The 26,314-nt window shown below is 36.1% G+C and carries 18 protein-coding genes; 13 read left to right on the plus strand and 5 right to left on the minus strand.

The genetic code is table 11. The features are described from left to right. Nucleotides 1-258 precede the first annotated feature (258 nt). On the minus strand, nucleotides 259-1,032 hold the full coding sequence (locus E0W73_RS09285) for an XRE family transcriptional regulator (protein ID WP_135221809.1): 774 nt from the start codon (nucleotides 1,030-1,032) through the stop codon (nucleotides 259-261). Nucleotides 1,033-1,122: 90 nt separating this feature from the next. Between E0W73_RS09285 and dinB the strand changes: the two genes are divergently transcribed. The 8 genes from dinB to E0W73_RS09325 all read left to right on the plus strand — a co-directional run bounded on the left by dinB (nucleotide 1,123) and on the right by E0W73_RS09325 (nucleotide 10,149). After that, the gene (dinB, locus tag E0W73_RS09290; RefSeq protein WP_208730531.1) at nucleotides 1,123-2,304 is read left to right on the plus strand and encodes a DNA polymerase IV; all 1,182 of its coding nucleotides are present in this window, start codon (nucleotides 1,123-1,125) and stop codon (nucleotides 2,302-2,304) included. Between the two features lie 3 nt (nucleotides 2,305-2,307). Further along, complete coding sequence (locus tag E0W73_RS09295; RefSeq protein WP_135221811.1) at nucleotides 2,308-5,364, plus strand: DNA polymerase III subunit alpha; 3,057 nt, start codon at nucleotides 2,308-2,310, stop codon at nucleotides 5,362-5,364. A gap of 141 nt (nucleotides 5,365-5,505) precedes the next feature. Continuing rightward, the gene (gene xth / locus E0W73_RS09300; protein ID WP_135221812.1) at nucleotides 5,506-6,282 is read left to right on the plus strand and encodes an exodeoxyribonuclease III; all 777 of its coding nucleotides are present in this window, start codon (nucleotides 5,506-5,508) and stop codon (nucleotides 6,280-6,282) included. Nucleotides 6,283-6,291: 9 nt separating this feature from the next. Continuing rightward, nucleotides 6,292-6,918: an alpha-ketoglutarate-dependent dioxygenase AlkB family protein gene (locus E0W73_RS09305; RefSeq protein ID WP_135221813.1), complete on the plus strand. Its 627-nt coding sequence runs from the start codon at nucleotides 6,292-6,294 to the stop codon at nucleotides 6,916-6,918. 159 nt (nucleotides 6,919-7,077) lie between these two features. Then, a complete protein-coding gene (locus tag E0W73_RS09310; RefSeq protein ID WP_135221814.1) occupies nucleotides 7,078-7,539 on the plus strand; it encodes a DUF1810 domain-containing protein in 462 nt (153 codons plus the stop codon). A gap of 159 nt (nucleotides 7,540-7,698) precedes the next feature. After that, nucleotides 7,699-8,106, plus strand: a complete 408-nt coding sequence (locus tag E0W73_RS09315) for an MFS transporter (protein WP_135221815.1) — start codon at nucleotides 7,699-7,701, stop codon at nucleotides 8,104-8,106. A 245-nt stretch (nucleotides 8,107-8,351) separates the two neighbouring features. Further along, nucleotides 8,352-9,095, plus strand: a complete 744-nt coding sequence (locus E0W73_RS09320) for a hypothetical protein (RefSeq protein ID WP_135221816.1) — start codon at nucleotides 8,352-8,354, stop codon at nucleotides 9,093-9,095. A gap of 16 nt (nucleotides 9,096-9,111) precedes the next feature. Beyond that, a complete protein-coding gene (locus E0W73_RS09325) occupies nucleotides 9,112-10,149 on the plus strand; it encodes an alpha/beta hydrolase (RefSeq protein WP_162847687.1) in 1,038 nt (345 codons plus the stop codon). A 132-nt stretch (nucleotides 10,150-10,281) separates the two neighbouring features. Here E0W73_RS09325 and E0W73_RS09330 read toward each other — a convergent pair whose 3' ends face one another. Next, nucleotides 10,282-11,688 carry an APC family permease gene (locus E0W73_RS09330; protein WP_135221817.1) on the minus strand — a complete coding sequence of 469 codons (1,407 nt, stop codon included), beginning with the start codon at nucleotides 11,686-11,688 and terminating at the stop codon, nucleotides 10,282-10,284. A gap of 678 nt (nucleotides 11,689-12,366) precedes the next feature. Between E0W73_RS09330 and E0W73_RS09335 the strand changes: the two genes are divergently transcribed. Together E0W73_RS09335 and E0W73_RS09340 are read left to right on the plus strand one after the other, a co-directional pair. Continuing rightward, a complete protein-coding gene (locus E0W73_RS09335; protein ID WP_244248460.1) occupies nucleotides 12,367-13,653 on the plus strand; it encodes a sensor histidine kinase in 1,287 nt (428 codons plus the stop codon). Then, nucleotides 13,643-14,032, plus strand: a complete 390-nt coding sequence (locus E0W73_RS09340) for a response regulator (RefSeq protein WP_135221819.1) — start codon at nucleotides 13,643-13,645, stop codon at nucleotides 14,030-14,032. Before E0W73_RS09335 ends, E0W73_RS09340 begins: the two co-directional genes overlap by 11 nt. Here E0W73_RS09340 and E0W73_RS09345 read toward each other — a convergent pair whose 3' ends face one another. Beyond that, nucleotides 14,033-15,181, minus strand: coding sequence for a C40 family peptidase (locus tag E0W73_RS09345; protein ID WP_135221820.1), 1,149 nt, complete (start codon nucleotides 15,179-15,181; stop codon nucleotides 14,033-14,035). A gap of 244 nt (nucleotides 15,182-15,425) precedes the next feature. On the opposite strand from E0W73_RS09345, the gene E0W73_RS09350 reads away from it, so the two are divergent. Beyond that, the gene (locus E0W73_RS09350) at nucleotides 15,426-16,805 is read left to right on the plus strand and encodes a Kelch repeat-containing protein (protein ID WP_135221821.1); all 1,380 of its coding nucleotides are present in this window, start codon (nucleotides 15,426-15,428) and stop codon (nucleotides 16,803-16,805) included. Nucleotides 16,806-16,884: 79 nt separating this feature from the next. Here the strand turns inward: E0W73_RS09350 and E0W73_RS09355 are convergent, their stop codons facing one another. Together E0W73_RS09355 and E0W73_RS09360 are read right to left on the minus strand one after the other, a co-directional pair. After that, entirely contained in the window at nucleotides 16,885-19,149 is a 2,265-nt protein-coding gene (locus E0W73_RS09355) for an aconitate hydratase (RefSeq protein ID WP_135221822.1), read from the minus strand. Between the two features lie 120 nt (nucleotides 19,150-19,269). Next, the gene (locus E0W73_RS09360) at nucleotides 19,270-22,041 is read right to left on the minus strand and encodes a bifunctional aconitate hydratase 2/2-methylisocitrate dehydratase (RefSeq protein ID WP_135221823.1); all 2,772 of its coding nucleotides are present in this window, start codon (nucleotides 22,039-22,041) and stop codon (nucleotides 19,270-19,272) included. A gap of 447 nt (nucleotides 22,042-22,488) precedes the next feature. On the opposite strand from E0W73_RS09360, the gene E0W73_RS09365 reads away from it, so the two are divergent. Next, entirely contained in the window at nucleotides 22,489-24,978 is a 2,490-nt protein-coding gene (locus E0W73_RS09365) for an XrtN system VIT domain-containing protein (RefSeq protein WP_135221824.1), read from the plus strand. After that, on the plus strand, nucleotides 24,978-26,216 hold the full coding sequence (gene xrtN / locus E0W73_RS09370; protein WP_162847688.1) for an exosortase N: 1,239 nt from the start codon (nucleotides 24,978-24,980) through the stop codon (nucleotides 26,214-26,216). Before E0W73_RS09365 ends, xrtN begins: the two co-directional genes overlap by 1 nt. Nucleotides 26,217-26,314 lie beyond the last annotated feature (98 nt).

Below are 26,314 nucleotides of genomic sequence, written 5' to 3' on the forward strand. Positions count from 1 at the left end.
AATACAAAAGAGCCGTAGGTTCGGCACATTTAGCGCGAATATGAATCGTCCCTATGGGACTTTTAGCTATCTACATCTAATTTTTCAATGGATTGAAATCCGTTGCTACAAATATCCATTCCTACGAATTTTTATTAAATATAATTTGTGGAAATTTGTGTAATTGCTTCGTCTATTCCCTATCGCTCGGGTTGTGGTAAATAAATCAAAACAAAGCCATTCAAAATCTTTTTAATCCGTGAAATCTGTGGCTATAAACTACGTATTCGAAGTATTATTCTTAATCTCTCGAACTTCACGCTTTAATTCTAAAAGTAAATCTTTCATTGCTCCGGTTTCTGTAGTTTCTTGCTTTTTATCAGATCGGCCGATGTTACATTCGTATTCCCAAATCTCTAAAATTTCAGAAGCCTTCACTTCATAATTAGGATAAAAACTGTTATCAGATTCCAAAACCAAAGCGTTCTTTTTGTTTTTGTTGAGTCGCTTATATACTATTCCTTCATTCTTAGTAATCAAAATATAAGTTTTTCCGTCCATCACCTCTCCCAGCTTTTCCACATAACGGCCAATAATAATAGAACCGTCTTCATGTGGAGGCATTGAATCGCCTTCAACGGGAAATCCGCGATGTTTTCCAGGTCCTAAAAACGGAAGCGTAATCTGTTGCAAACTTTCAATATATTCTGGATCCGCATATCCGTTTAAATACCCTGCTTTTGCTTTTTGAGAAACAATTTCAATAAAATTTTCTCCAAAACTATCTACTTGAATGGGTAAAATAAGTCGGTTGCCTTCTAATTTTATCAAATTTTGCACATCAATTTTGCGTATATCGACAGATAATATCAAGTCAATACTCATATGAAAATATAATGCAATCTTCTTTAAAATGTCATACGGTGCTTCCGAAGTTCCGTCTTCGTATTTCACGTATCTTCCTCTGGTAATGCTAAGGTTTTCAGCTAATTTCTCCTGTGATATTTTATGCTTCACCCTTAATGCTCTGATGTTGTCTGAAAATAAGGACATAATTAATTTGTTATAATTTGGAACAGCAAATATATAAAAAATGTTATTATCTGTACTAATTTTGTCCGTACAAAAAACAAAAAAAGGCAAATGGCAAGGGCAATTGTACATATGGATTTGGATACTTTTTTTGTATCCTGCGAGCGACTCACCAATTCTGAACTCAATGATATTCCGCTTATTATAGGCGGAGGAGAACGAGGCGTGGTGGCATCTTGTTCGTATGAAGCCCGTAAATATGGAGTCCGTTCTGCCATGCCAATCGCAATGGCGATGAAACTTTGCCCGCAAGCGAAAATCATGAAAGGCGACATGGAATTGTATTCACGATTATCGCATGACGTGACCGAAATTCTTCAGGAAAAAGCACCGGTTTTAGAAAAAGCCAGTGTCGACGAATTTTATCTTGATATTACCGGAATGGATAAATTTCACGGAAGTTATAAATGGACAAACGAACTGGCGCAAAAAGTAATTAAGGAAACCGGACTACCAATCAGTTTTTCGTTATCCATCAATAAAACGGTTTCTAAAATCGCTACAGGAGAAGGCAAGCCTGTAGGAAATCTTGAAATTCCAGAACAAGGCGTACAAGCCTTTTTAAATCCGCTTTCGATTCAGAAAATTCCAATGGTCGGAACGGTGACTTTTCAGCTTTTGTCTCGAATCGGCGTTCGTAAAATTCAGACTTTGGCCGAAATGCCTGCCGAGGTTTTGCAACAGATGATCGGCAAAAACGGCCTAGAACTCTGGAAAAAAGCCAACGGAATCGATCATACGCCCGTAGAACCTTATAGCGAAAGAAAATCAATTTCGACCGAACATACTTTTTCCCAAGATACTATTGATATTGCGAAACTCAAAAGAGTTCTTTTGGGAATGGTCGAAAAACTGGCTTTTCAATTACGTTCAGAACAATGGCTGACTTCTACCGTTACGGTTAAAATTCGTTACGCCAATTTTGATACCGAAACCAAACAATGTCGTGTAGCCTACACCTCTGCCGATCATGTTTTGACCAAAAACGTAATAGAACTTTTTGAAAAATTGTATCAGCGTCGCATGCGCCTACGTTTGATTGGTGTTCGCTTCAGCGGATTGGTACGCGGAACCTATCAAATTGACCTTTTTGAAGATACTCAGGAAATGCTGGCGCTTTATGCCGCTATGGATAAAATGAAAAGCCGTTATGGTTTTGATGCCGTAATGCGTTGTGCTGGAGCTAAATTCAAACCCAATACTAAAGATGAGATTTTAAAACGAAATAAATAAATCATGTATCTCAATTGTCATTCTTATCATTCGTTACGTTACGGCACAATTCCGCTTAAGGGATTGATAGGTCAAGCTGTTTTGCATAATATTAAAGCAATGGCATTAACAGATATTAATACCGTTACTGGAATTTATGATTTTATAAAAGCGTGTCAGGAAAAAGAAATAAAACCTTTGGTGGGAATGGAATTTCGCTGCAAGCACAAATTCCGATATATTGGCCTGGCAAAGAATGCAGAAGGTTTGGCAGAAATGAATCGTTTTTTAACGAAATATAATTTCAGCGGAGAAGCTTTGCCTTTGCAAGCACCCGAATTTAAATCGGCTTTTGTGATTTATACTTTAAAAAATGCTCCAGAAACGCTTTATGAAAATGAATTTATCGGAGTTCGTCCAGAAGAAGTTTCGAGTCTTCTGACATCCAAACATAAAAATAAAATGGCTAAAATGGTGGTTTTACAGCCGGTGACTTTTAGCTGTAAAAAAGAATACAATCTGCATAAAGTGCTTCGTGCAATTGACACCAATGTCATTTTATCAAAACTTACCGAAGCAGATTATTGCAAAACTTCTGATTTCATAAAACCATTAGAAGCACTTTTGCCTTTTTATGAAAAATATCCTGAAATTTTGTTGAATACAGAACGAATCATTGACGAATGCAATTTTCAATATGATTTTTCATCTAAAAAAAATAAAAAATTCTTTACTGGAAGTCGTGAAGAAGATATAAAGATGCTTACTGTCTTAGCGATGGAAGGTTTTGAACGTCGTTATGAAAAAGATAATATAATAGCGAAAAAACGTGTTGAAAAGGAACTAAAAGTTGTTCATGAATTAAAATTTAGTGCCTATTTTTTAATTACTTGGGATATTGTTCAATACAGCAACAGTCAAGGATTTATGCACATCGGACGCGGAAGCGGTGCCAATAGTATTATCGCTTATTGTCTCGGAATTACGGATATCTGTCCAATCGAACTTGATTTGTATTTTGAACGTTTTTTAAATCTTAACCGCAAAAGCCCTCCTGATTTTGATATCGATTGGAGCTGGCAGGAACGGAATGTAATTTTAGAATATATTTTCGAAAAATATGGAAGCGACCATGTTGCTTTCTGTGGTACGAATGTCGAATTCAAATACCGTTCTATTTTCAGGGAAGTCGGAAAAGTTTTTGGTCTACCTAAAGAAGAATTGGATGTTTTAGCAAAGAATCCAGAAGAACTTCATCCGACAAACAAAATTGTGAGATTGGTTCAGGAATACGGACAAATGATGGAAAAATATCCCAATCAGCGTAGTATGCATGCCTGTGGAATTTTGATTTCTGAAGAACCTATTACCAATTACACACCGCTCGAAATGCCTCCAAAAGGTTTTCCTATCGTGCTTTTTGATATGCACATTGCCGAAGAAATTGGTTTTGACAAATTTGATATCCTAAGCCAGCGCGGTATCGGTCATATTGACGACAGCGTAAAACTGATTGCCAAAAATCGAGGCATAAAAGTCAACATTCGCGATACTTCTATTTCTAAAGACGAAGCAGTTTGCAATTCTTATTTAGCAAAAGGAGACACGATTGGCTGTTTTTATATCGAAAGTCCAGCCATGCGCGGCTTATTACGCCGACTGAAATGTGACAATTACAAAATTCTTGTCGCCGCTTCGTCTATTATTCGTCCAGGCGTTGCCCAATCGGGAATGATGAAAGAGTATATTTTTCGTCATAACAATCCAAACCAGTTCGAATATTTTCATGAGGTTTTCAAGGAACATCTTGGAGAAACTTACGGCATCATGGTATATCAGGAAGATGTGATTAAAATCGCCCAACATTACGGCGGACTTCCCGCGCCAGACGGAGATATTCTGCGTCGTGCCATGTCGGGAAAAGGACGTTCGCTCGAAGCTTTGCAGAAAGTAAAAGACAACTTTTTTGCAAGCTGCGCTCAAAAAGGACATCCGTTGGCATTGAGTCAGGAAATTTACCGCCAGATTGAGTCGTTTGCGGGCTATTCTTTCTGTAAAGCGCATTCGGCTTCGTATGCGGTTGAAAGTTATCAGAGCTTGTATCTGAAAGTCAATTATCCTGTCGAATTCATGACGGCCGTAATCAACAATCAAGGTGGTTTTTACAGAACTGAGGTTTATGTGCACGAAGCCAGAATGTCGGGCGGAACCGTTCATAATCCGTGTGTGAATAAAAGCGAATATCAAACAACTTTATACGGAACTGATATTTACTTAGGCTTTATGCATTTGCAGAGTCTGGAATCTAAAATTGCTAATTTAATTGTATCTGAAAGAGAGCAAAATGGCGAATATCTTTCTTTAGAAGATTTCATCAATCGGATTCCAATCGGAATTGAAGGCATCAAAATTCTGATTTTCATTGGAGCTTTTCGTTTTACAGGAAAAACAAAAAATCAGCTCTTGGTTGTCGCTAGCTTGCTTTTAAACAATTATAAACCAGAAAATAGGAATTTGAAATTATTACAAGAACCTGCAAAAGAATTTAAACTGCCCGTTTTGGAGCGTTCTGTTTTTGAAGATGCTTTTGATGAAATCGAATTACTGAGCTTTCCTGTTTCCTGTACCGTTTTCGATATTTTACAGACTAAATATCGTGGTAATGTAATGGCAAAAGATTTAGTAAAACATCATAAAAAACAAGTAAAAATGCTGGCGTATCTGATTTCCAGAAAACACGTTCCGACCAAAAAAGGCGCAATGTATTTTGGAACTTGGATAGATCATGAAGGGGCTTATTTTGATACAGCGCACTTTCCTGATAGCCTAGCACAAAATCCTTTTCAGGGCGGAGGCTGTTATTTATTGCTAGGAAATGTCGAAGTCGATTATCATTTCCCGACCATTACGATTCTCAGAATGGCAAAAATGCCTTTTATTCCGGATCCAAGATATATGGATGCCAAAGACCAGTACAAAACACAAAGCCAGATTAAAGAAGATGTGAGTATGACCAACAGAAAACCATATCCGCAGGAACATGAGATTAATATGCCGAGACATCGCATGAAGTTTAATTGACAGGAATTATTTTGCAAGACAGAATAGAAACACATCAAAAACACTATATAACAATACCTTACAACCAACAATTGTGATTTTGTTTGGAGATAAAATTTTTAAAAAGCTGTAAATTTAATATTAGAACTAATTAAATCTACTATGAAAATAGCTACCTATAACGTAAACGGAGTCAACGGACGATTGAATGTTTTATTACAATGGCTTGAAGAAGCCGCACCAGACGTTGTCTGCCTTCAGGAATTAAAAGCCCCTCAGGAAAAATTTCCTGTCAAAGCAATTAACGATGCTGGATACAATGTTATCTGGCACGGCCAAAAACAATGGAATGGCGTTGCAATACTGGCTAAAAACATGCAGATTGAAGAAATAACTCGCTCGCTTCCAGGAGACGAAGATGATGTGCAGAGCCGCTATGTAGAAGCTTTGATTAACGGAATTGTAATTGCCTGTCTTTATCTCCCAAATGGGAATCCTGCTCCGGGGCCAAAATTTGAGTATAAACTAAAATGGTTTGAGCGGTTGGCAGATCGTGCAGAAACATTATTAGACTTAAAAGTTCCTGTAATACTCATTGGCGATTTTAATGTTATGCCAACTGAATTAGATGTTTACAAACCTGAAAAATGGGTAAACGACGCGCTTTTTAGACCCGAAGTTCGAGAAGCCTTCAAGAATCTTGTCGCTCAAGGATGGACAGATGCGATTCGTAAATTACATCCCGGCGAAAAAATCTACACTTTTTGGGATTATTTCCGAAATGCTTATCAGCGAAATGCAGGACTGCGAATTGACCATTTTTTACTGAGTCCGCAAATTGCTAAAGTTTTACGCTCTGGCGGTGTTGACCGTCATGTACGAGGCTGGGAAAAAACAAGCGACCACGCTCCTGTATGGATTGAAATTGACACAATATAACTGGAAAAAATGACACTATTTAACGACACCGAATTATTTACTGCAGGTTTGGGAGGAAAAAAAGTATTTGACATTCCTGATTCTGAATTGGTTTTGATCGACAATTTCTTCACTAAAGAAGAATCTGATTGTTTTTATGAAAGGCTACTCCGTAAAACCAAATGGAGAGAGCATCAAATGGAAATTTACGATAAAACCTATACCGTTCCGAGAATGATTGCTTGGTATGAAGATAAAGATAATGCAGGAGCAGATCCGAAAGGACCAGACTGGACATATGAATTACTAAAAATCAGAGGGCGTGTTGAAAAAGAAACGCAGCTAGACTTTAATACCGTACTGCTTAATTTGTACCGAGACGGAAATGATGGCGTAGGCTGGCATAGCGACAAAGAGCATAACACGGGGCCGAATCCGATTATTGCTTCGGTTACTTTTGGAGAAACCAGAATGTTCAGGCTTCGTCATAAATACAGCAAGGAAATTCCGCAAGTCGAGATTCCGCTGCACCATGGATCGTTTCTGTTGATGGCTGGAACAACCAATAGTTTTTGGCAACATCAGGTTCCGAAAACGGCGCGAGATGTTTTGCCGAGAATCAATCTTACCTTTAGAAGAACCAATCGAAATCTTTGATTTTTATCGAATTAAAGAGCTAAAAAATGCTTTTTTTCTTTAAAAAAAACATAAGATATTCCTTCTTTAAAAAGTTAAAACCTGCACGGTATGAACCTTTTACTAGGTAAAACCGTTTTTTTTACTAATTTTGCAACCCTTTTTTTATATATAATACCAATGGCTTATTCAAACAATGATTTAATGCGTTTTTTAGATGCACAGAACAAACTTTATCTTACGGCTCTTTCTGAAATTGGAAAAGGGAAGAAAGAAACACACTGGATGTGGTTCATTTTTCCGCAGATAAAAGGATTAGGAAAAAGCGATACAGCAAATTTGTATGCCATTAACGATTTAAGAGAAGCAGCCGATTTTCTAGAACATCCAATCCTCGGAAAACATCTTGTTGAAATTTCGGAGCTTTTATTAACCTTCAGAATGAAATCTGCCGACGGAATTTTTGGTGATTTAGATGCCCGAAAACTTCGTTCGAGCATGACTTTATTTTCTATGGTCGAAAATGCGAATCCGGTATTCCAAGAAGTATTAAATGCATTTTTCTCTGGAGAAACAGATCCGCTTACTTTGTCTATTATTAATTCAACAATAAAATCTTCTGTTGAACCAGAGGTGATTTAAGCTTCATTTTCAATAGAAAAACATAAGACACTTTCGGGTGTCTTTTTTTATTGTTTTTATTGAGATTAGAAATTCTGCTGCTCACAAATTAATTTTTTGTAAGGATAATAGTCCTATATTAGTATCCACAAAAAAAACCTCAAACTAAAACTAAACAAAATGACCGAAAAAATCAAAACCCTTAAAATTATTCATCTTGCTGTCTGTGCTGGTGTATTGCTAGTTTATTTTATGGTGGGAAATATTTCAATAGAACATTTGAAAAAAATTCCGGCCATTAATTCTTCATCAGTTGTCTATGTGCTGATTCCAATTTTAGCCGTAGTTCTTGGCAATTTTTTATTTAAGTCACAACTGAGGCAGATTGACAAAAAAAAGAGCCTCGAAGCTCAACTTCCCATTTACCAAAGCGCTTCGATTATGCGATGGGCAGTTTTAGAAGGCGCTGCTTTTCTGATTTTGTTTTTAAAACCAGATTTTGTATTATTCGGTCTTCTTATCATTATTTACATTATTGTCCTGAGACCTACCGAAGAACGAGTCAAAAGCGATCTTCAGGATTTATAATCTTTAGTATCAATATATATTAAAAAACATATTCTTTTATTTTGATTTGCCGTATCTAAGGAGAAAAACCGACCCGAAGATAGGGCAAATTGTTTTTTAAATCTTAGCGAAATTTCACTAAACAAAATTCAATTAGCGATATATAATATTGAAAATTGGAGCAAACAGACCTAAATCAAGTATTTTAGGCTGTGGCATATATATTGGTTTCTAAGGGAGGATTAACCCTTAAAAAACCATTTATTATGAAAAAATCAATAATTTTTCTGCTGATCATTTTCTTCAACCATGCTGTTTCTATTGCCTGCGATAAATGCGGGAATTATAATAACAGTGATTTCAAAATAAAATCGGCATCAATCACACACAATGATGATTTAGGCATTACAGTCTGGTCTATAAAAGTTGAAGGAACTGCAGGAAAAACGATGCCTAAACCTGTGGGACAACTCAATGGCGCCCCAGTTTTAGGTTATGTTTTTCCGACTACTTTAAAAGCTGCCGATATTGGTTTCGGTCAAGCCGAAGGAATTGTGGCTCTTGCGCTTACCTCGCATCCTGATTTTGAAGATACTCCACTATGGGATGAAAATCTGGATGGCAATTATCTTAACGATGGTTTGATCTGGCATGCCCACTGGGTCCTTTTGGTTGAAGACAAACGTGTTGGCGGCGGACTTTCGGTTAGAGAATTTAAAAAAGGGGATCCTAATGTTGTCCTGCCTCCTACCAATCCCGGTATGGCGATGTATATGGACAGTCCTGGTTTTAATATCGTGACCAAAGGAAATTTGATAAAAGTGATTGTTCCAGATTTCAGGATCAACAATAAAACCAATTTCAAATTTGATGCTGTGAGCTGCTACATGGAGGTGAGCACTGGAGCAGGCGGCTCTCATGACGGCGAAGGAACCAAACCTATGCTGGGGGTTTACAAAGTGTATGACGTTGCCAGCGGAAACCTGTCTCTACCTTATTCTGTAAAATAATTTTAAAATGATCCTAATGAAAAAATTACATTATCTTAAAAAGACCGCTTTTTTATTCATCTTATTACAAATTGTTGTTATGAAAAGTTACGCACAAATAGATTATGCTGCTGATCCTCACTTGACCCCAGCGGTAAAAGAATTTTTGAAACCTTTAAATTCGGGAGGAGCACCTCTTGAATCGTTGCCTGTTAATGATGCTCGAAATGTATTGGTTGGCGCACAAAATGCTTTTAAAGTTGATTTATCTGGAATTGAAGAATCTGAAAAAGAAATTACTGCTGATGGCTATAAAATTAAATTGAATATCGTGCGTCCAAAAGGCGCTAAAGGCAATTTGCCTGTGTTTATGTTCATTCATGGCGGAGGCTGGGTTTTAGGAGATTATCCTACCCATAAACGAATGGTTCGCGATTTAAGCGTACTGACTGGTTTTGCTGGTGTGTTTGTGAATTACTCGCTTTCTCCTGAACACAAATATCCGCAACCTGTAAATGAAGTTTACGCCGCCGCGAAATGGATAGCCGCGCACGGAAACGAAATTAATGTTGACGGAAGCAAACTCGGAATTGTAGGCAACAGCGCAGGCGGAAATCTCGCCACTGCGAGTGCACTGATGGCTAAAGAAAAAGGAACTCCATTGTATAAAGTACAAATCTTGTTCTGGCCGGTTACCAATGCCGACTTTGAAACCGAATCTTATAAATTATATGGCAAACAAAGGTTTTTGACCTCGTCCTTAATGCAGTGGATGTGGGATCAATATGTTGAACCTTCTAAGCGAAAAGAGATGTATGCATCTCCGCTTCAAGCAAGTTTGTCACAGCTAAAAGGCCTACCGCCAACTTTGATTCAGGTGGCAGAAAACGATATTCTGAGAGATGAAGGAGAAGCCTACGGCAGAAAATTAAGTGATGCCGGAGTTGTAGTAACCACTGTTCGTTACAATGATGTTATTCACGATTTTGGTTTGTTGAACGGGTTGGCCGAGATTCCGCAGACAAAGGCATTGTTTCTTCAGGCAGCCGCCGAACTGAAAAAATATCTGAAATAATAAAAGTTAATTTTAGCAGGTTATTTTGTTGGTAAAGACGCTAAGACACAAAGTGGCACTCTTTGTGAATCGGCGTCTTTGCTTCTTATTCTTTCTCAGAAACTTGATCAATACATCAAAACAATATCGATTCTAGCTTTCTTTTGGTTTTGTCAGGTAATAAACCGGAATACCACTTAGCATTATTAAAACTCCCCAGCCGCAAGTTGATAACTTTGTAATTAATAAGGAAATACAAATCGCTGATGCAATAATGATATACAACAAAGGCAGAAACGGGTATCCAAATGCTTTATAAGGTCGATCTGCATTTGGCATTTTTTTTCTTAAAATAAAAATTCCGCAAATCGTCAGGATATAAAAAATCAAGACTATGATCATTACAAAGTCAAGCAAGGCATTATACTTTCCTGTAAGACATAAAGCAGAAGCCCAAATGCACTGCGCCCACAATGCCCAAGCCGGAACGCTGAATTTATTTAAAGCCGTTGCTTTCTTAAAAAACAAACCGTCATTTGCCATGGTATAATAGACTCTGGCACCCGCCATAATCAATCCGTTATTGCAGGCAAAAGTCGAAATCATGATCATAATCGCAATAATTATGGCACCATAATCTCCAAAAATGTACTGCGAAGCCACCACAGCCACACGATCAGATTTTGCTGTTGCAATTTCGTTTAACGGAATAACAGCCAAATACATTAAATTGGTCAATACATAAATAAAGGTCACAATAGAAGTTCCAAGAAACAAACTAAGGCCTACATTTCTTTTTGGATTTTTTATTTCTCCTGCAATAAAAGTAACTCCGTTCCAAGCATCGCTCGAAAACAAAGACCCTACCATTGCAGCTGCTATTCCGGCAATTAAAGCCGATCCACCGATGGGAGCCCAACCAGTTTCTTTAACATAAGCAGAGGTTTCCCATGCATTTGCCCAGTTATCATTCCAAACTGAAGCTTTTGCCGCCAATGTCAATCCAAAAACAATAAGACCTAATAAAGACAATATTTTAATAATAGTAAGGACTGTTTGGAGGATTTTTCCGTTTTTCACTCCTCGACTATTTATGAAGGTCAGCAATATGATGGTGAAAATAGAAACAATTTGAGCAGCGTTTAACTGAAAGAATCCAATCTCGAATAATATGTTTTCGTCGCTGAAAGGTTCGTAGAGATAAGCCGCAAATTTTGAGAAGGCGACCCCGACAGCCGCAATTGTTCCGGTCTGGATAACAGCAAAAAAACTCCAGCCATACAAAAAGGCAATCAGTTTATTATACGATTCTTTTAAATAAACATACTGACCTCCTGCTTTTGGAAACATTGCACTTAATTCTCCGTAACTTACAGCGGCAATAATTGTAATTAATCCTGAAATAAGCCAGATTAGTGTGAGCCAGCCAGCAGAGCCTACCTGCCTGGCGATATCGGCACTTACAATAAATATTCCGGATCCAATCATAGAACCGACCACAAGCATCGTTCCGTCTAATAATCCGAGCTCTCTTTTAAAATTTTCCTGGTTTTCGTGCATTTTTCTGGTTTTGGTTTTTAGGGTTGGTTAAAGATATAGTTTTTTTGGAGATTTTAGACTTTTACATTTTAGATCATAATTTAACTTGGTAACAACAGTTTAAATTAATACTACAAAAAATTTTGCAGTTCTTGATTACAAATCACAAATCCTACTATCAAATACCACTGTTTTTTATTCTTAGCCATTAAAAAATTAAACAAAAACAACAAATTTGAATCAAAAGCAACAGGCTACAAGTAAGTAATATTAAAGCAAAAGAAATATAACCTCAAGACTCAAATACAAAAATAAAATATTGAAAATCAGAATAATAAATAAAATACACAAACAAAAAATAATTTTAAGACAACCATGTTTAAGGTATTATTTTTTTATTTAAATTTGATTCAAATGTCAATTAATCTTAAAATTTCTATTTTTTTCATTAACAATTGTTCATCAAAAACTTAAAAAAAATCTTCCCCAAAGATTATAAAAATTCATTTCGAACTATCAAGCATAAGACAGAAACCGATCATTAACCTACAAATTTGAACTATGCGTGTATTGCAAGCTTTAAAAAAATTTCGCTTTCCAAATGTTTTCGTTCTTATCTTAATCGTTTTTATTTCGTGCGCGTTACTAATCTGCATCAATTTTTTCACAATCAAAATTCTATCTGCTACGCGGGCTTATGTGAACGGTGAATCACATTATTCAAAAGGACAAAAAGACGCTTCACGCCATCTGATAAGCTATTTGTACACTAAAGATCCTAAGCAGTGGAAATTGTATCTTGAGGAAATCAAAGTTCCGCAAGGAGACGGAATTGCAAGAATCACGCTTTTAAAAGCCGGAGACAATCAAATTGCACGAAAAGGTTTTCTGACTGGACGAAATCATGAAGAAGATCTCGATGATGTTATTTGGGTATTTGAAAATTTTAAAAATGTCTCTTTTTTATCTAAAGCAATTGATGAATGGGGACAAGGAGACGTTCTTATTTTTAAATTGTTCATAATAGGCCAACAAATTGACGCCAAGATAAAGCACAATCTCTTGACAACTTCCGATCAGCATAAATACCTAAAAGAAATCAGCTCTATAAGCGATTTGCTGACAATAAAAGAACGGAATTTTTCGAATACATTAGGAGAAGGAACCAGAAAAATAAAAGATTTGCTGATCATCACAAATGTTGTTTTCATTTTAATCATCATTTGCAGTGTCTGCCTCTATTATTCAATTATGGTAAAAAGACTTTTGATTTCTAAAAAAGAAACCGAAGTCAAAAATGAAAATCTAGCTTTGGCAAATCGCGAACTCGACCGCTTTGTTTACAGCGCATCTCATGATTTACGATCACCGATTACCTCGCTTCAGGGACTCATTGAATTAACTGCGCTCGAAGACGATGTTGACCAAGTACGCAGTTATTTAAAATTAATGCATCAAAGCCTTGCCAGACAAGACCAGTTTATAAGCGATATTATTGACTATTCTAAAAACAAACGCAAACAAATTGTTATAGAACCTGTTAGCTTAAAAGAGCTTTTCAACGAAGCAATTTTACAATTGATGCATATTGAAAATGCCAGTAAAATTAAATTTACGCAAGAGCTTTTAATTGACAAGATCGAAAGCGACGGATTTCGCCTTCAAATAATCATCAATAATCTGCTTTCAAACGCAATAAAATATGCCGACAACAGCAAACAGGAAATGATTATTTCTATTAAAAGCTACAAAAACGAAGATGCCAATCAAATTGAAATATCAGATAACGGAATCGGAATTAACGATGAATATAAAGATAATATTTTTGAGATGTATTTCGGCACCAACAAAAACAAAGGTTCCGGACTTGGACTTTATATCGTAAAAGAAGCTGTTGAAAATATTAAAGGAAACATTTCTGTAATTTCTGAAAGCAAAATCGGAAGCCGGTTTATCGTAACTATACCTAATCCAAATGGAATCTAACCCTGATTTTTTATTAGTAGAAGACAATCTTATCGATCAAATTGTGGCTCAAAAGCTTTTAAAAAAAGTGTTTGACAAGAATCCTCTTTTTATCGCAAACAATGGAAGAGAAGCACTGGATTGGCTTTTGAATCATTTAACTTCCGACTCATTGATTGTCCTTTTAGACATTCAGATGCCAATAATGAACGGATTTGATTTTCTGACCGAGTTTGACAAAATAACAGAAGAGATAAAAAAGAAAATCAAAATTTATATTCTGTCGTCAACCCTTGATTGTGACGAAATAAAAAAACTTGCAGAAGACAAAAACGTCACTAAGTTTCTGCATAAACCTTTTCCTGCAGCGTTACTCAAAAATGAGTTTTTACAAAGCTGATTAATTCAATACTCTATTGACTTGCGAAAAAGCTCTTGTATAATAAGGCTCTTTTGTAGAAGAAATAATAACCCCGCCGTGCGTGGAAGAATGCACAAATTTGATTTCGCCATCTGAAACCTCCACAATCATACCTACATGGTTTATATGACGTCTTCCGTTGGTTTTAAAGAAAATTAGATCTCCCTTCTGAGCTTCTTCGGTGGCCACTTTTGTTCCTATTCTTGACTGCTCAATTGAGCTTCTTGGAAGTTTTATGTCAAAATTACCAAAAGTGCAGTACATTAGTCCCGAACAGTCAAAACCAGCTTTTGTGGTTCCGCCCGATCGGTAACGTGTTCCGATATTTCCTGTAGCGTTTAAAATCAGCTGATCTATCAATTCTGTTTGATTACTGAAACGAACTGTGGAAGTGTCTATCTGCGCTGAAGAACTAGTAGCCACTTGTACGTTTTCTTCAATTTCAGGCTTTGCCTCGCTAGCTTGAGGGGAAGTATTTAACGTCGCAACCGCATCTGCTTTTTCTTTTGTTGTTTTTATTTTGAGAATGTGGCCTATTGGAAGTTTTGCTTTGGCCGACGGATTCTGACGCTCCAGCTCTGCAACAGTAATACCGTATCTTTTGGCTATAGCATATTTTGTTTCTTTTGGCTGTACTTGCACATCGACCTCAACTTCATTTGCTATTGCATTTTTATCCTTTTCTGTGGTATCTTTCGACGAATCGACCAGCTGCATTTCATTATTTGATGGAATAGCTAGACTTTGGTCAATTTTCAATCCCTCCGTTTCGAGTATCGGATTAGCTTTTTTTAAATCATCTACAGAGATATTGTATTTTTTCGAAATTCCCCAAAGTGTTTCTTTTGCCGCAACTTCATGTGAGCCAGGAGTTGCCTTTAATGGTTTTTCGGTAATTTGAGGAGAACTGCTTTTTTTATTTTTATTCGGAATTAGAAGAACAGAATTAAGTTTTAAAACTTTTGGAGCATTTGGATTCGCATCTGCAATATCTTTTGCTTTTACTCCGTACTTTTTTGCAATAACAGTAAGGTTTTCTCCTTTTGAAATTTTGTGCTTGATATAGTTTTCCTGAGAAAAAGCGCCAACACTAAAAAAAAACAATACTATTATTATCCTATAAACCATACATCTTTATTTTACTTTAAGAGTTCAAAAAATTATATTTTAAACTCAAAAAAATTAATTTTATTACCTGCATGGCGAATTTAACTTTTTAAAGTAAAAAAAACACACTTTTTAACAACTATTTTTTACAATTTAAGAATTTACGGCATAAAATTTGTGCAAATATTTTGAAAAGCAGTTTATTACCTTAAATACCTGTTTTTAGAAATCAATACCATCTTAAACAAACCAAACCCTATTCTGTGTGAAAAGATTTCTATTAATAATATTTTTAATTCCATTTCTCTCAGAATCGCAAACAATAAACGGAATTGTCAGATCCAAAGCCAACAATTCTTCAATTGAAAATGCAAATCTGCTTGCAATTCAAAATCAAATCAGAACTTTAACTAATGCTAACGGAGCGTTTGTTTTAAACCTAGATGAAAAAACAAACGACAGTCTCCAAGTTTCTCATATCGGCTACATCACGACAAAAATTGCCGTTAAGGATTTAAAAAAATCAAATTACATAATTTTTCTTCATGAGGAAATTGAAAATCTTAACGAGGTAGAAATTAAATTCCATCGAAAATTAAAACCAAAAATTCATTTTGAGAAACTTGCCCCACTAAAAGATGCTGTTTTTTCTTTTGCTTCGTTGTTGCATGACGGGAAAATTTATATTGCAGGAGGCGAGACATCCTTTAAATCTGATGCTTTTGAAATAGCAAAGACAAAAACGATTTCTAACGATTCAGAAGTTTTTATGTCTGTTTACTTTCAAGAATTGCGCCGTCAAGAAGGCAGTACGAGTTATAGTGGCAATCTTTCGATTTATGACATCAAAACCAATACTTGGGAAACCTCGAAAACAAAATTCATCAAAAGAGCCTATCATAACCTACATTTTTACGACAACTCACTGTATATATTGGGAGGCAAAAGAATTTCTGCAAATGAAAAATTTGAATACTTAGAAAATCAAATTGAAATTCTTGATATCGTTAAAAATGAAGTTGTAACAGATAAGACCAATCCACATCAAGCAATAAATTCCCTATCATTTTTATACAAGGACAATATAATTATAATGGGAGGAGCCATTAAAACAAACACTAAAGGCAAAAAGACTTTTACAAATAAAATCCATTTTTACAATATAACTTCAGGCTTATGGTATGAATTATCAGAAATGCCTATTGCTCAGGAAGCAAGCGGAATTTTAATACAAGACAAAATTTATCTAATTGGAGGAAACAACGGAAAAGCAATGTCTGAAATTCAAAACTTTGATTTGACAAACGCCAAATGGCTCAACGAAGGGGAATTATTTTCTGGATTGGAGAGACCCGCAATCGCCTCACAAAATAATCTTATCTATATTTTTGACAGCCGAAAATTGTACTTATACAACATTACTACTAAAGTACTAAAAGAATTTCTTGTCGATATAGACACTACATACGCAGCAATGCACTTATTTCAAAATAAGTTATACATAGTTGGAGGAATATCACAAAACGAACTGGGCAGCAAACCAACCGGCGACCTCTACAGTATTGCTGTGGACGAATTTGAGAACACCCAACCAAGCAGAATCAAAACTTTAATCCAAAAGCCCCAGAACGTAAAGGATAATTAATATTTCAGATTTGCTTTTTTGCAATAAAAAATGCCCCGCAGAGACAGGGCATTTTCTTTCAATATAAATTTTTAAAAAATTAAGCTTTTCCAGCAGCAATCAAGTTTAAGGCAGAACCAGCGACAAACCAGCCAATCTGACCTTCATTATAAGTATGATTTGCTAGGATGATATCTTTTGTACCGTTTGCATGGACAAATTCTAATGTCAATGGTTTGCCTGGGGCGAATTCTGTCAAATCTAAGAAATTGATGGTATCATCTTCCTGAATTTTATCATAATCAGCCTCATTAGCAAAAGTCAATCCCAACAGACCTTGTTTTTTAAGGTTAGTTTCATGGATACGAGCAAAAGATTTTACCAATACGGCTTTAACCCCCAAGAAACGCGGCTCCATTGCGGCATGTTCGCGAGATGAACCTTCACCATAGTTGTGATCTCCAACAACAATAGAAGGAACTCCTGCCGCTTTGTATGCACGTGCAACTGCAGGAACAGCATCATATTGCCCTGTCAATTGGTTTTTAACAGAATTCGTTTTTTGGTTGTAAGCATTTACAGCTCCAATTAGCATATTGTTTGAGATGTTATCTAAATGTCCGCGGAAACGCAGCCACGGTCCAGCCATAGATATATGGTCGGTTGTACATTTTCCGAATGCTTTGATCAATAATTTGGCACCCGTAATATTTTTACCGTCCCAAGCATCAAAAGGAGCCAGCAATTGCAAACGATCAGAAGTCGGGTTTACCACAACCTGAACTGACGAACCGTCTTCTGCAGGAGCTTGGAATCCTGGATCTTCAGCATAGAAGCCTCTAGCTGGCAATTCGTCTCCTGTCGGCTCGTCAAGCATTACTTCTTCTCCGTCTTCGTTGATCAATTTATCGGTTAAGGGATTAAATCCTAAATCACCTGCAATTGCCAATGCTGTTACCAATTCTGGAGAACCAACGAAAGCCAAAGTATTTGGATTACCGTCTGCACGTTTTGAGAAGTTACGATTAAAAGAGTGCACAATAGTGTTTCTTTCTTCTTTTTCCGCTCCTTCTCTATCCCACATACCGATGCATGGCCCGCAGGCGTTAGCAAATACGGTAGCGTTGATTTTATTAAAAGTTTCAATAAATCCGTCTCTCTCAATTGTCGAACGTACAACCTCTGAACCTGGAGTAATGGTAAATTCTGCTTTTGTTTTTAAGTTTTTCGCCGCAACCTGTTTTGCCAACGAAGCTGCACGAGAAATATCCTCGTACGAAGAGTTGGTACAAGAACCAATCAATCCCACTTGCACTTGCAAAGGCCAGTTATTTTTAATCGCTTCCTCCTTCATTTTAGAAATAGGAGTTGCCAAATCTGGTGTAAAAGGACCGTTTAAATGCGGCTCTAATTCAGATAAATTAATTTCGATAACCTGATCAAAGTAAGTATGAGGATCAGCATAAACTTCTGGGTCTCCTGTTAAGTAAGAAGCGATTTTATCTGCTGCATCGGCAACATCTGCCCTGTTTGTAGAACGAAGGTAGCGGCTCATAGAATCGTCATAACCGAAAGTTGAAGTTGTCGCTCCAATTTCAGCTCCCATATTACAGATAGTTCCTTTACCAGTACAAGACATCGCAATTGCTCCTTCTCCAAAATACTCAACAATAGCTCCAGTACCTCCTTTTACCGTAAGAATACCAGCAACTTTAAGGATAACATCTTTTGGAGCCGTCCATCCCGAAAGTTTCCCAGTCAATTTAACCCCAATCAATTTAGGAAATTTAAGTTCCCAAGCCATACCCGACATTACGTCTACAGCATCTGCTCCGCCGACACCAATGGCTACCATTCCTAAACCACCAGCGTTTACTGTGTGAGAATCGGTACCAATCATCATTCCGCCAGGAAATGCATAATTTTCAAGTACCACTTGGTGAATAATTCCAGCTCCTGGTTTCCAGAAACCTATTCCGTATTTATTAGAAACCGAAGACAAGAAGTCGAAAACCTCATTACTTTGTGTTTTTGCTCTCGCCAAATCGGTTGCCGCATCTACTTTTGCCTGAATCAGGTGGTCACAGTGAACTGTTGTAGGCACTGCTACCTTTGATTTACCGGCGTGCATAAATTGCAATAATGCCATTTGCGCTGTTGCATCCTGACAAGCCACACGATCTGGTGCAAAGTCAACATAATCTATTCCTCTTCCAAATGCCTTTGTCGGATTTCCGTCCCAAAGGTGGTTGTATAAAATCTTTTCCGTTAAAGTAAGTGGACGACCAACAATTTCGCGCGCTTTATCAACACGGGCAGGCATGTTTTCGTACACTTTTTTTATCATTTCAATATCAAAAGCCATAAGTTTATAATTGTTTTTTATTATTTTATTTTCCTCACAAGATACAAAAAATACGGCAGTAATTAAAGAAAAAGCCCGAGTTTTACGACTCGGGCTTCTGATTTATTAGTAATCGTTGGATTACATCACTAACTGTTTGTTTGAAGGCGCAAACTTAGTTAAGTTTATACCGTCTACAGCAGCTGTATATTCATCTATAGTTGGTGTTCTTCCTAAAATCGTAGATAGCACAACGACTGGCGTAGAAGAAAGCAGTGATTCTCCTTTTTTGCCTTCCTTATCTTCTACAACTCTTCCTTGGAACAAACGAGTCGAAGTTGCCATTACGGTATCTCCTTTAGCCGCTTTTTCTTGGTTACCCATACAAAGGTTACAACCTGGGCGCTCTAAATACAACATGTTTTCATATTCAGTACGTGCCGCAGATTTTGGAGCATTATCATCAAATTCGAATCCAGAATATCTTTGTAAAACTTCCCAGTCTCCTTCAGCCTTAAGCTCATCTACAATGTTGTAAGTTGGAGGTGCAACTACAAGAGGAGCGTTAAATTCAACTTTTCCATTTTGCGCCTCTACATTTTTCAACATTTGAGCTAGGATTTTCATATCTCCTTTATGAACCATACATGATCCGATAAATCCAAGATCTACTTTTTTCACGCCACCATAGTAAGACAAAGGTCTAATAGTATCGTGAGTATAACGCTTAGAAACATCAGCATTGTTTACGTCTGGATCGGCAATCATTGGCTCAGCAATTTCATCAAGATCAACTACAACTTCTGCATAATATTTAGCATTTGCATCTGGAGTCAACGCTGGTTTTTCGCCAGATTTAATTTCTGTAATTCTCTTATCTGCTTTATTGATTAACCCTTGAAGAACTTGTCTTTCGTTATCCATTCCTTTGTCGATCATGATCTGGATTCTGCCCTTTGCAATTTCCAATGATTCGATTAAGGTATCATCTTCTGAGATACAGATTGAAGCTTTTGCTTTCATCTCTGCAGTCCAGTCTGTAAATGTAAACGCTTGGTCAGCAGTAAGTGTTCCGATATGAACCTCGATAATTCTACCTTGGAATACGTTCTCGCCGTTGAATTTTTTTAGCATTTGCGCTTGTGTAGCATGAACCACATCACGGAAATCCATATATCCTTTCATATCTCCTTTGAAAGTTACTTTTACTGATTCCGGAATTGGCATAGAAGCCTCTCCAGTAGCCAGTGCAAGCGCAACAGTTCCTGAGTCAGCACCAAAAGCAACACCTTTTGACATTCTTGTATGAGAATCACCACCAATAATGATTGCCCACTCATCGATAGTGATATCATTAAGCACTTTGTGGATAACGTCTGTCATTGAATGGTAAACCCCTTTAGGATCGCGAGCCGTAATCAAACCGAAGTTGTTCATGAATTTCATCAATTTAGGAATGTTTGCTTGCGCTTTTTTATCCCAAACAGAAGCAGTGTGACAACCCGATTGGTACGCACCATCAACAATTGGAGAAATAACCGTAGCCGCCATAGATTCTAATTCCTGAGCAGTCATAAGCCCTGTAGTATCCTGAGAACCTACGATGTTTACTTCTACACGAACGTCAGATCCAGCGTGCAATACTTTTCCTGGAGCAATTCCGACAGCATTTCTATTGAAGATTTTCTCAACGGCCGTCAAACCTTGTCCTTCATTAGAAATTTCTTTAGATGGAGCAAAGACAGCAGGAGCTTCAATATCTAAAACTTTAGCCGCAAAAGTCTGAAGTTTTTTACCGAATACAATTGCATAAGAACCTCCAGCTCTAATGAACTCTTTTTTCTGAGGAGTAAATGATCTAGAAATATCGATTAATTCCTGATCACCGTTATATAATTTTTTAGTCTGTGTATTAATAGTAAGAACAGTTCCTGTAGCAACAGAATACGCTTGCTCAAGAATTGGTTCATTATTTTCGTTCAATACCGGTTTTCCGTCTGCGTCTAATTTTTTAACCCAGTTTTTAAGGTCAATTCCGATGCCTCCAGTTACGTCAACTGTAGTAAGGAAAATTGGAGAAATACCATTTGTTCCTCCAACAATTGGAGCAATATTTACGAATGGAACGTATGGACTAGCTTGTTTTCCTGTCCAAAGCGCCACGTTGTTTACACCTGACATCCTAGAAGAACCCACTCCCATTGTTCCTTTTTCGGCAATTAACATCACACTTGCATCAGGGTGTTTCGCTTGAAGCGCTTGAATTTCTGCTTGCGCCTGAGGTGTAATCATACATTTACCGTGAAGCTCACGATCTGAACGTGAGTGAGCTTGGTTTCCTGGAGAAAGTAAATCTGTAGAGATATCTCCTTCACCAGCGATATAAGTAACCACCTTAATTTCCTCAGCAATTTCAGGTAATTTAGTGAAGAATTCAGCTTTTGCATAGCTTTCAATAATCTCTTTGGCAACTGTATTACCATTTTTGAAAGCTTCTTTTAAGCGATCTGTATCAGCATCATATAGGAAAACTTGTGTTTTAAGCACTTCTCCTGCTTGTTTTGCTATAGCGGCATCATTTCCTAAAGCCAAATCTAACAATACTTCGATTGAAGGCCCACCTTTCATATGAGACAATAACTCAAAAGCAAAAGCAGGTGTAATTTCTTTTACAACAGATTCTCCAAGAATGATTTCTTTTAAAAACTTAGCTTTTTCACCAGCAGCACTTGTTGTTCCTGGCAACGTATTGTAAATAAAAAACTTAAGAGAATCTTCGCGATACTCATTATCTAAATCTTTAATTTGTGCGATGATTTCGCTTGCTAATAATGCGTCATCGATTGGCTTCGGGTGAAGGCCTTGGCTTTTTCTTTCTTCAATTTCTTGAATGTAGTCCTTATAAGTGTTCATAATTAGAGGTCTTTTCTTGTAAAAGGTATTTTTTTATTTTTTTGTACGCAAATTTATGAATTAATGCCGAAAACTAAAAGAAATATAATAGAAGGCGCCTTTTCAAAAATTATTATTGCTAAAAAACGATTTTCGATGCGAGTTTTTGTCAAAAAAATAATTTTATATTAAAAAAATGAATTATTGATATTTTAGATTCTTTTCTTTAACAAAGTCGAAATTTATTGTTATGACAGAAGTGAGATTTTACTTCTATTTTAGACAAGAACCATTCTAAATAATAATTTACAACGTTATAGTTGTCGATTTTTCTACCGCAGTTGCCGTATTTCAATCTTTTGAATTTTTCAAAACTTTACTCTCAAAAATAAAATCTGAAATGATTGCTGTTTCAATAATTCTTATAACTTTGCAATTCAAAGTACTTTTATTTAAAAACAACTTTATATGAAAACAAAACCTATTTATGCTTTTTGGAATAGCAAGATTGGAGTAAGCCTGGCTATATCTCTTTTTACTATCGTGATATTGATTTCGTCCTTAATAGGAAGCAATTTCGATAATGAAAATTTTGAAAAACTTTCTTTTCTAAATATTCTGATCCAAATTCCTTATGGCCTTATAACCGCTTATTTAGTTTTACGAAATAGAAAAAAGTACCAGTATTTACTGGCTTTCTTATTTCTTAACTGGTTTATCGGCTGTTTTTCTTTGAACATGGGAATGAATGTTTTTGAAAATCTCCCAATCTGGGTTTATTGCACCACTTTTCTATTCTGTTTGTCTAATTTTGCTATCTATAACGAATTCGACAACAAACACTTAAACACGATTTCCTATTTTGTAAACGGATGTTCTATTTTGCTGATTCTCTATTATGCTGTTTTTCTTATTCAGATTAGCATTATTTCATTTTTCGGAATCATTGTTTTAGGACTCGGCTTTTATGGTTTAGTTCCAGCGGTTGTCCTTACTATTCACTCTATAATACTCTCCAAAAAGCTTTTCTATTACAAAAGCAATCTCAAGGCTTTCTGTTCTGGAATAGCCACGGTACTGATCGGAATTGCTGTTTTTATTGTATTCTTAAATATCGAAAGCAAAAAAATCAGCCAAAACAGTGTTACCAAAACATTTGAAAACGACGAAGATCTTCCAGCTTACATCCGAATTTCACAGCATTTAAGTCCTAATTTTTTCAACGAAATTCTACTTAAAAAAGACATCGTTTATGTTGCAACCGAAGATTTTTTCAACTTGGATGGTTTTGGCGCATTTGGAAGAAATGTGCAGTATAACGAACGAAAAACACACAATCCGATATACAATGTGGCGTATAAATTTACTGATGACATCAATTTAAGTAATGACGACAAAATAAATATTTTAAAATCAAACTTTGACAAGAGGCTTGAAGCCGAGGAATATTTATGGAGCGGTAAAGATTTAATTACCAGAAACATTAAGGAAGATGTGAAAATTTATCCTAACGATAGATTGGCTTACACTGAGTTGACTATTGATGTTGCTTCTGAAGATAAAAGCTGGAGACAAAAAGAAGCAATCTATTCTTTTCAGCTTCCCGAAGGTGCTGTTGCAACTTCGCTTTCACTGTGGGTAAACGGCATAGAACGAAAAGGAGTTTTAACAACCAAGGAAAAAGCTAAAAAAGCCTACAATCAAGTAGTGGGCGTTGAAATGCGCGACCCTTCGCTGATGCAGTGGAAAGAAGGAAACAGAGTTACTGTACGGATTTTTCCGATCACGAGCGATTTGCCGCGTACTTTTAAATGCGGATTTACGACTCCTCTAAAAACAAAAAACAGCAAACTGGTTTACGAAAGCCTTAATATAAAAGGCCCAAACATAAACAATGCCGAAACTATTTCGAGAATTCAAGTCAGTGGCGGACAAAACTTTACAGCTTCAAAAGATTTTGATTTTGCGAATAATTATTATACAAATAAAGCTACGGGACTAGAAAAATGGCAAGCGTCATTAGAAGCAAATACAAAAAATACAAATAGCTTCTTTACCTGGAAGAACAAAAGCTACCAAACAAAACCGTTAATCAAAGAAAAAATCGTTTTTGTGCCAAACGAAATTGTCTTAGACCTTAGCTGCAACTGGAAACTGTCGGAGATTGAAACATTCTTAAACATCAAAAACAAAAAATACATGGTTGTTTTAAATGGCGAAAAACAAGAAATCAATGACACAAATTACAGGACAGTATTTCAAAACTTTAAAGAGCTGAATTACTCGCTTTTGCCATTATTCGATTTTAAGGAAAATACATTGATTATTACTAAATGTGGCGCTTTCTCTCCAAATTTTGAAGAGCTGGAATCATCAAATTATTTGAAAAAGATAAAAACAGAAGTTAAGTCAAAAAATATTAAGGTTATTAACATCGCAGAAAACACAAATCCGTTTTGGCAGACTGCAAAAGAACAGCGATATGTAAGTTATTTTCAAACCGATATCAACCAGTCTGCAAACCTTGTTGAAACTAATCGTTTTATACAATTTAAAACTTCCGTCAACAGAATCAACTTAGAAACCGCTGGAATTTCTATCGAGGAAAGCCCTGAAATAAAAAACACAAACCAAAAAGGTTCTAACCATTTGTACAGAATGTTTTGTTTTGGAAAGGTCTTGAATGATCAAGTTGAAATTCAAAACGATACATTGGCACAGAATCAATATGTCGAACTGGCAAAAGATGCCAATATAGTGACTCCTATTTCATCCTTAATCGTTCTGGAAACTGATCGCGACTATGAAGAAAATGGAATTGAGAAAAACATCGATACACTCGGAAATGCTTCTATAACAAATGATGGAGCTGTTCCTGAACCACACGAATGGGCAATGATTATTGCGGCTGGATTATTGGTTTTATTTTATTACAGAAAACAAAAGCTTGCCAGTTAATGAAAAATCTAATCTTGAAAAACAAACCAATTCTCGCTGTAATTCTTCTAATACTACCGCTTTTAATCCTTAACAGCGAAATATTGGCTATTGCTGTAAATAATGACTTTATTGGAATTATTGTTTCACTATTCTTATTTTTTGTTGGAGGCAGAAAAACAAATTTTAGAATCAATTACATTTTGTTTGCTTTAATTCTGGTTTTAGAATTCGTAAGTTATCGTCTCAATACCAAGTCGGTTCATTTTCTTGCTTTGGTTTTGTTATTGTGTTTGATTTTTCATTATTTCACTCAAAGATTTTCATTTATTGCTTTTATCTGCATCATTTTATTTTCAACAATTTTTAATACTTTTTTTATTCATCTGACCTCAGAAATCAAGCAGAATCTTTGTTACGCAGTTTATCTGACATTGAAAAACTTTATAAACATTGATAAAATCGAAGGGGTCAGTTTTTACATCAATCACTCCAAAATTACGATTGACACGGCTTGTATGGGATTATCGATGTTTAAAACTGGCTTGTTATCTTGTGCGGTTTTGATGACTTTGGAAGAGCAAAAACAGAAACATTATTACAGTATTTTGCAGATTATCTTACTGTGCGTACTGACAGTTGTTCTCAACATCTTGTCTAATTATTTCAGAATCATCACGCTTGTTTTATTGAATTGCACACAAGAAAACCTACTGCACCATTCAGTTGGTTTAGCGTGTTTCGTAATTTATCAGATAGTGCCTTTGCTGTTAATTGTAAGACATTTTAAACCAAAAATAACAAACAGCAATCGAAACGAAACTCATCCTAAGATATATTTCGCAGGATTATCATTTCTTCTTGTTTTGATAGTCAGTTTAAAAATTAGCCACCAAAAAACAACCGAACCCTTAATTAAAATTCCGCAAGAATACAAAAACGAAAAAGGGAGCTGGGTTAACAACGAAGTTTATAAAATTAATCCTAAAGATTATCTTATTTACATTAAAACTCCCGGTCATAACCCGCTGATATGCTGGACAGGCAACGGCTACAAAATACTTGAAACAAAGAAAGTGAGCATAAACAACGATGATATCTGGCTTAACAAAATGGAAAAAAACAACCAGATTTACTACTCCTATTGGTGGTACAAATGCGGTTCAAAAAAATATACTTCATTTGCAGAAGTTATGTTTATGAAGTTGCTTTACAACGAGCCAGTAATATTGATTAATCAAACTTCGAAATCACAATAATATGTTGCACCGCTGGAGTTTTTAGTTTGTCTGCCTAACTTTACAAATAGTATTCATTCTGTTTTACCATCAAGATTTACTTGTAATCAAAAAGGGCT

Origin of the sequence: Flavobacterium foetidum, from assembly GCF_004634245.1 — a bacterium.
Classification (GTDB): Bacteria; Bacteroidota; Bacteroidia; order Flavobacteriales; family Flavobacteriaceae; genus Flavobacterium; species Flavobacterium foetidum.

What these genes read in the sequence shown, in the direction of transcription:
- E0W73_RS09355 (WP_135221822.1), bottom strand. Translation starts at nt 19,149, where the DNA reads ATGGCTTTTGATATTGAAATGATAAAAAAAGTGTACGAAAACATGCCT.
- xrtN (WP_162847688.1), top strand. Translation starts at nt 24,978, where the DNA reads ATGAAAAATCTAATCTTGAAAAACAAACCAATTCTCGCTGTAATTCTT.
- dinB (WP_208730531.1), top strand. Translation starts at nt 1,123, where the DNA reads ATGGCAAGGGCAATTGTACATATGGATTTGGATACTTTTTTTGTATCC.
- E0W73_RS09305 (WP_135221813.1), top strand. Translation starts at nt 6,292, where the DNA reads ATGACACTATTTAACGACACCGAATTATTTACTGCAGGTTTGGGAGGA.
- E0W73_RS09340 (WP_135221819.1), top strand. Translation starts at nt 13,643, where the DNA reads ATGGAATCTAACCCTGATTTTTTATTAGTAGAAGACAATCTTATCGAT.
- E0W73_RS09345 (WP_135221820.1), bottom strand. Translation starts at nt 15,181, where the DNA reads ATGGTTTATAGGATAATAATAGTATTGTTTTTTTTTAGTGTTGGCGCT.
- E0W73_RS09360 (WP_135221823.1), bottom strand. Translation starts at nt 22,041, where the DNA reads ATGAACACTTATAAGGACTACATTCAAGAAATTGAAGAAAGAAAAAGC.
- E0W73_RS09320 (WP_135221816.1), top strand. Translation starts at nt 8,352, where the DNA reads ATGAAAAAATCAATAATTTTTCTGCTGATCATTTTCTTCAACCATGCT.
- E0W73_RS09330 (WP_135221817.1), bottom strand. Translation starts at nt 11,688, where the DNA reads ATGCACGAAAACCAGGAAAATTTTAAAAGAGAGCTCGGATTATTAGAC.
- E0W73_RS09365 (WP_135221824.1), top strand. Translation starts at nt 22,489, where the DNA reads ATGAAAACAAAACCTATTTATGCTTTTTGGAATAGCAAGATTGGAGTA.
- E0W73_RS09295 (WP_135221811.1), top strand. Translation starts at nt 2,308, where the DNA reads ATGTATCTCAATTGTCATTCTTATCATTCGTTACGTTACGGCACAATT.
- E0W73_RS09315 (WP_135221815.1), top strand. Translation starts at nt 7,699, where the DNA reads ATGACCGAAAAAATCAAAACCCTTAAAATTATTCATCTTGCTGTCTGT.
- E0W73_RS09310 (WP_135221814.1), top strand. Translation starts at nt 7,078, where the DNA reads ATGGCTTATTCAAACAATGATTTAATGCGTTTTTTAGATGCACAGAAC.
- E0W73_RS09325 (WP_162847687.1), top strand. Translation starts at nt 9,112, where the DNA reads ATGAAAAAATTACATTATCTTAAAAAGACCGCTTTTTTATTCATCTTA.
- xth (WP_135221812.1), top strand. Translation starts at nt 5,506, where the DNA reads ATGAAAATAGCTACCTATAACGTAAACGGAGTCAACGGACGATTGAAT.
- E0W73_RS09285 (WP_135221809.1), bottom strand. Translation starts at nt 1,032, where the DNA reads ATGTCCTTATTTTCAGACAACATCAGAGCATTAAGGGTGAAGCATAAA.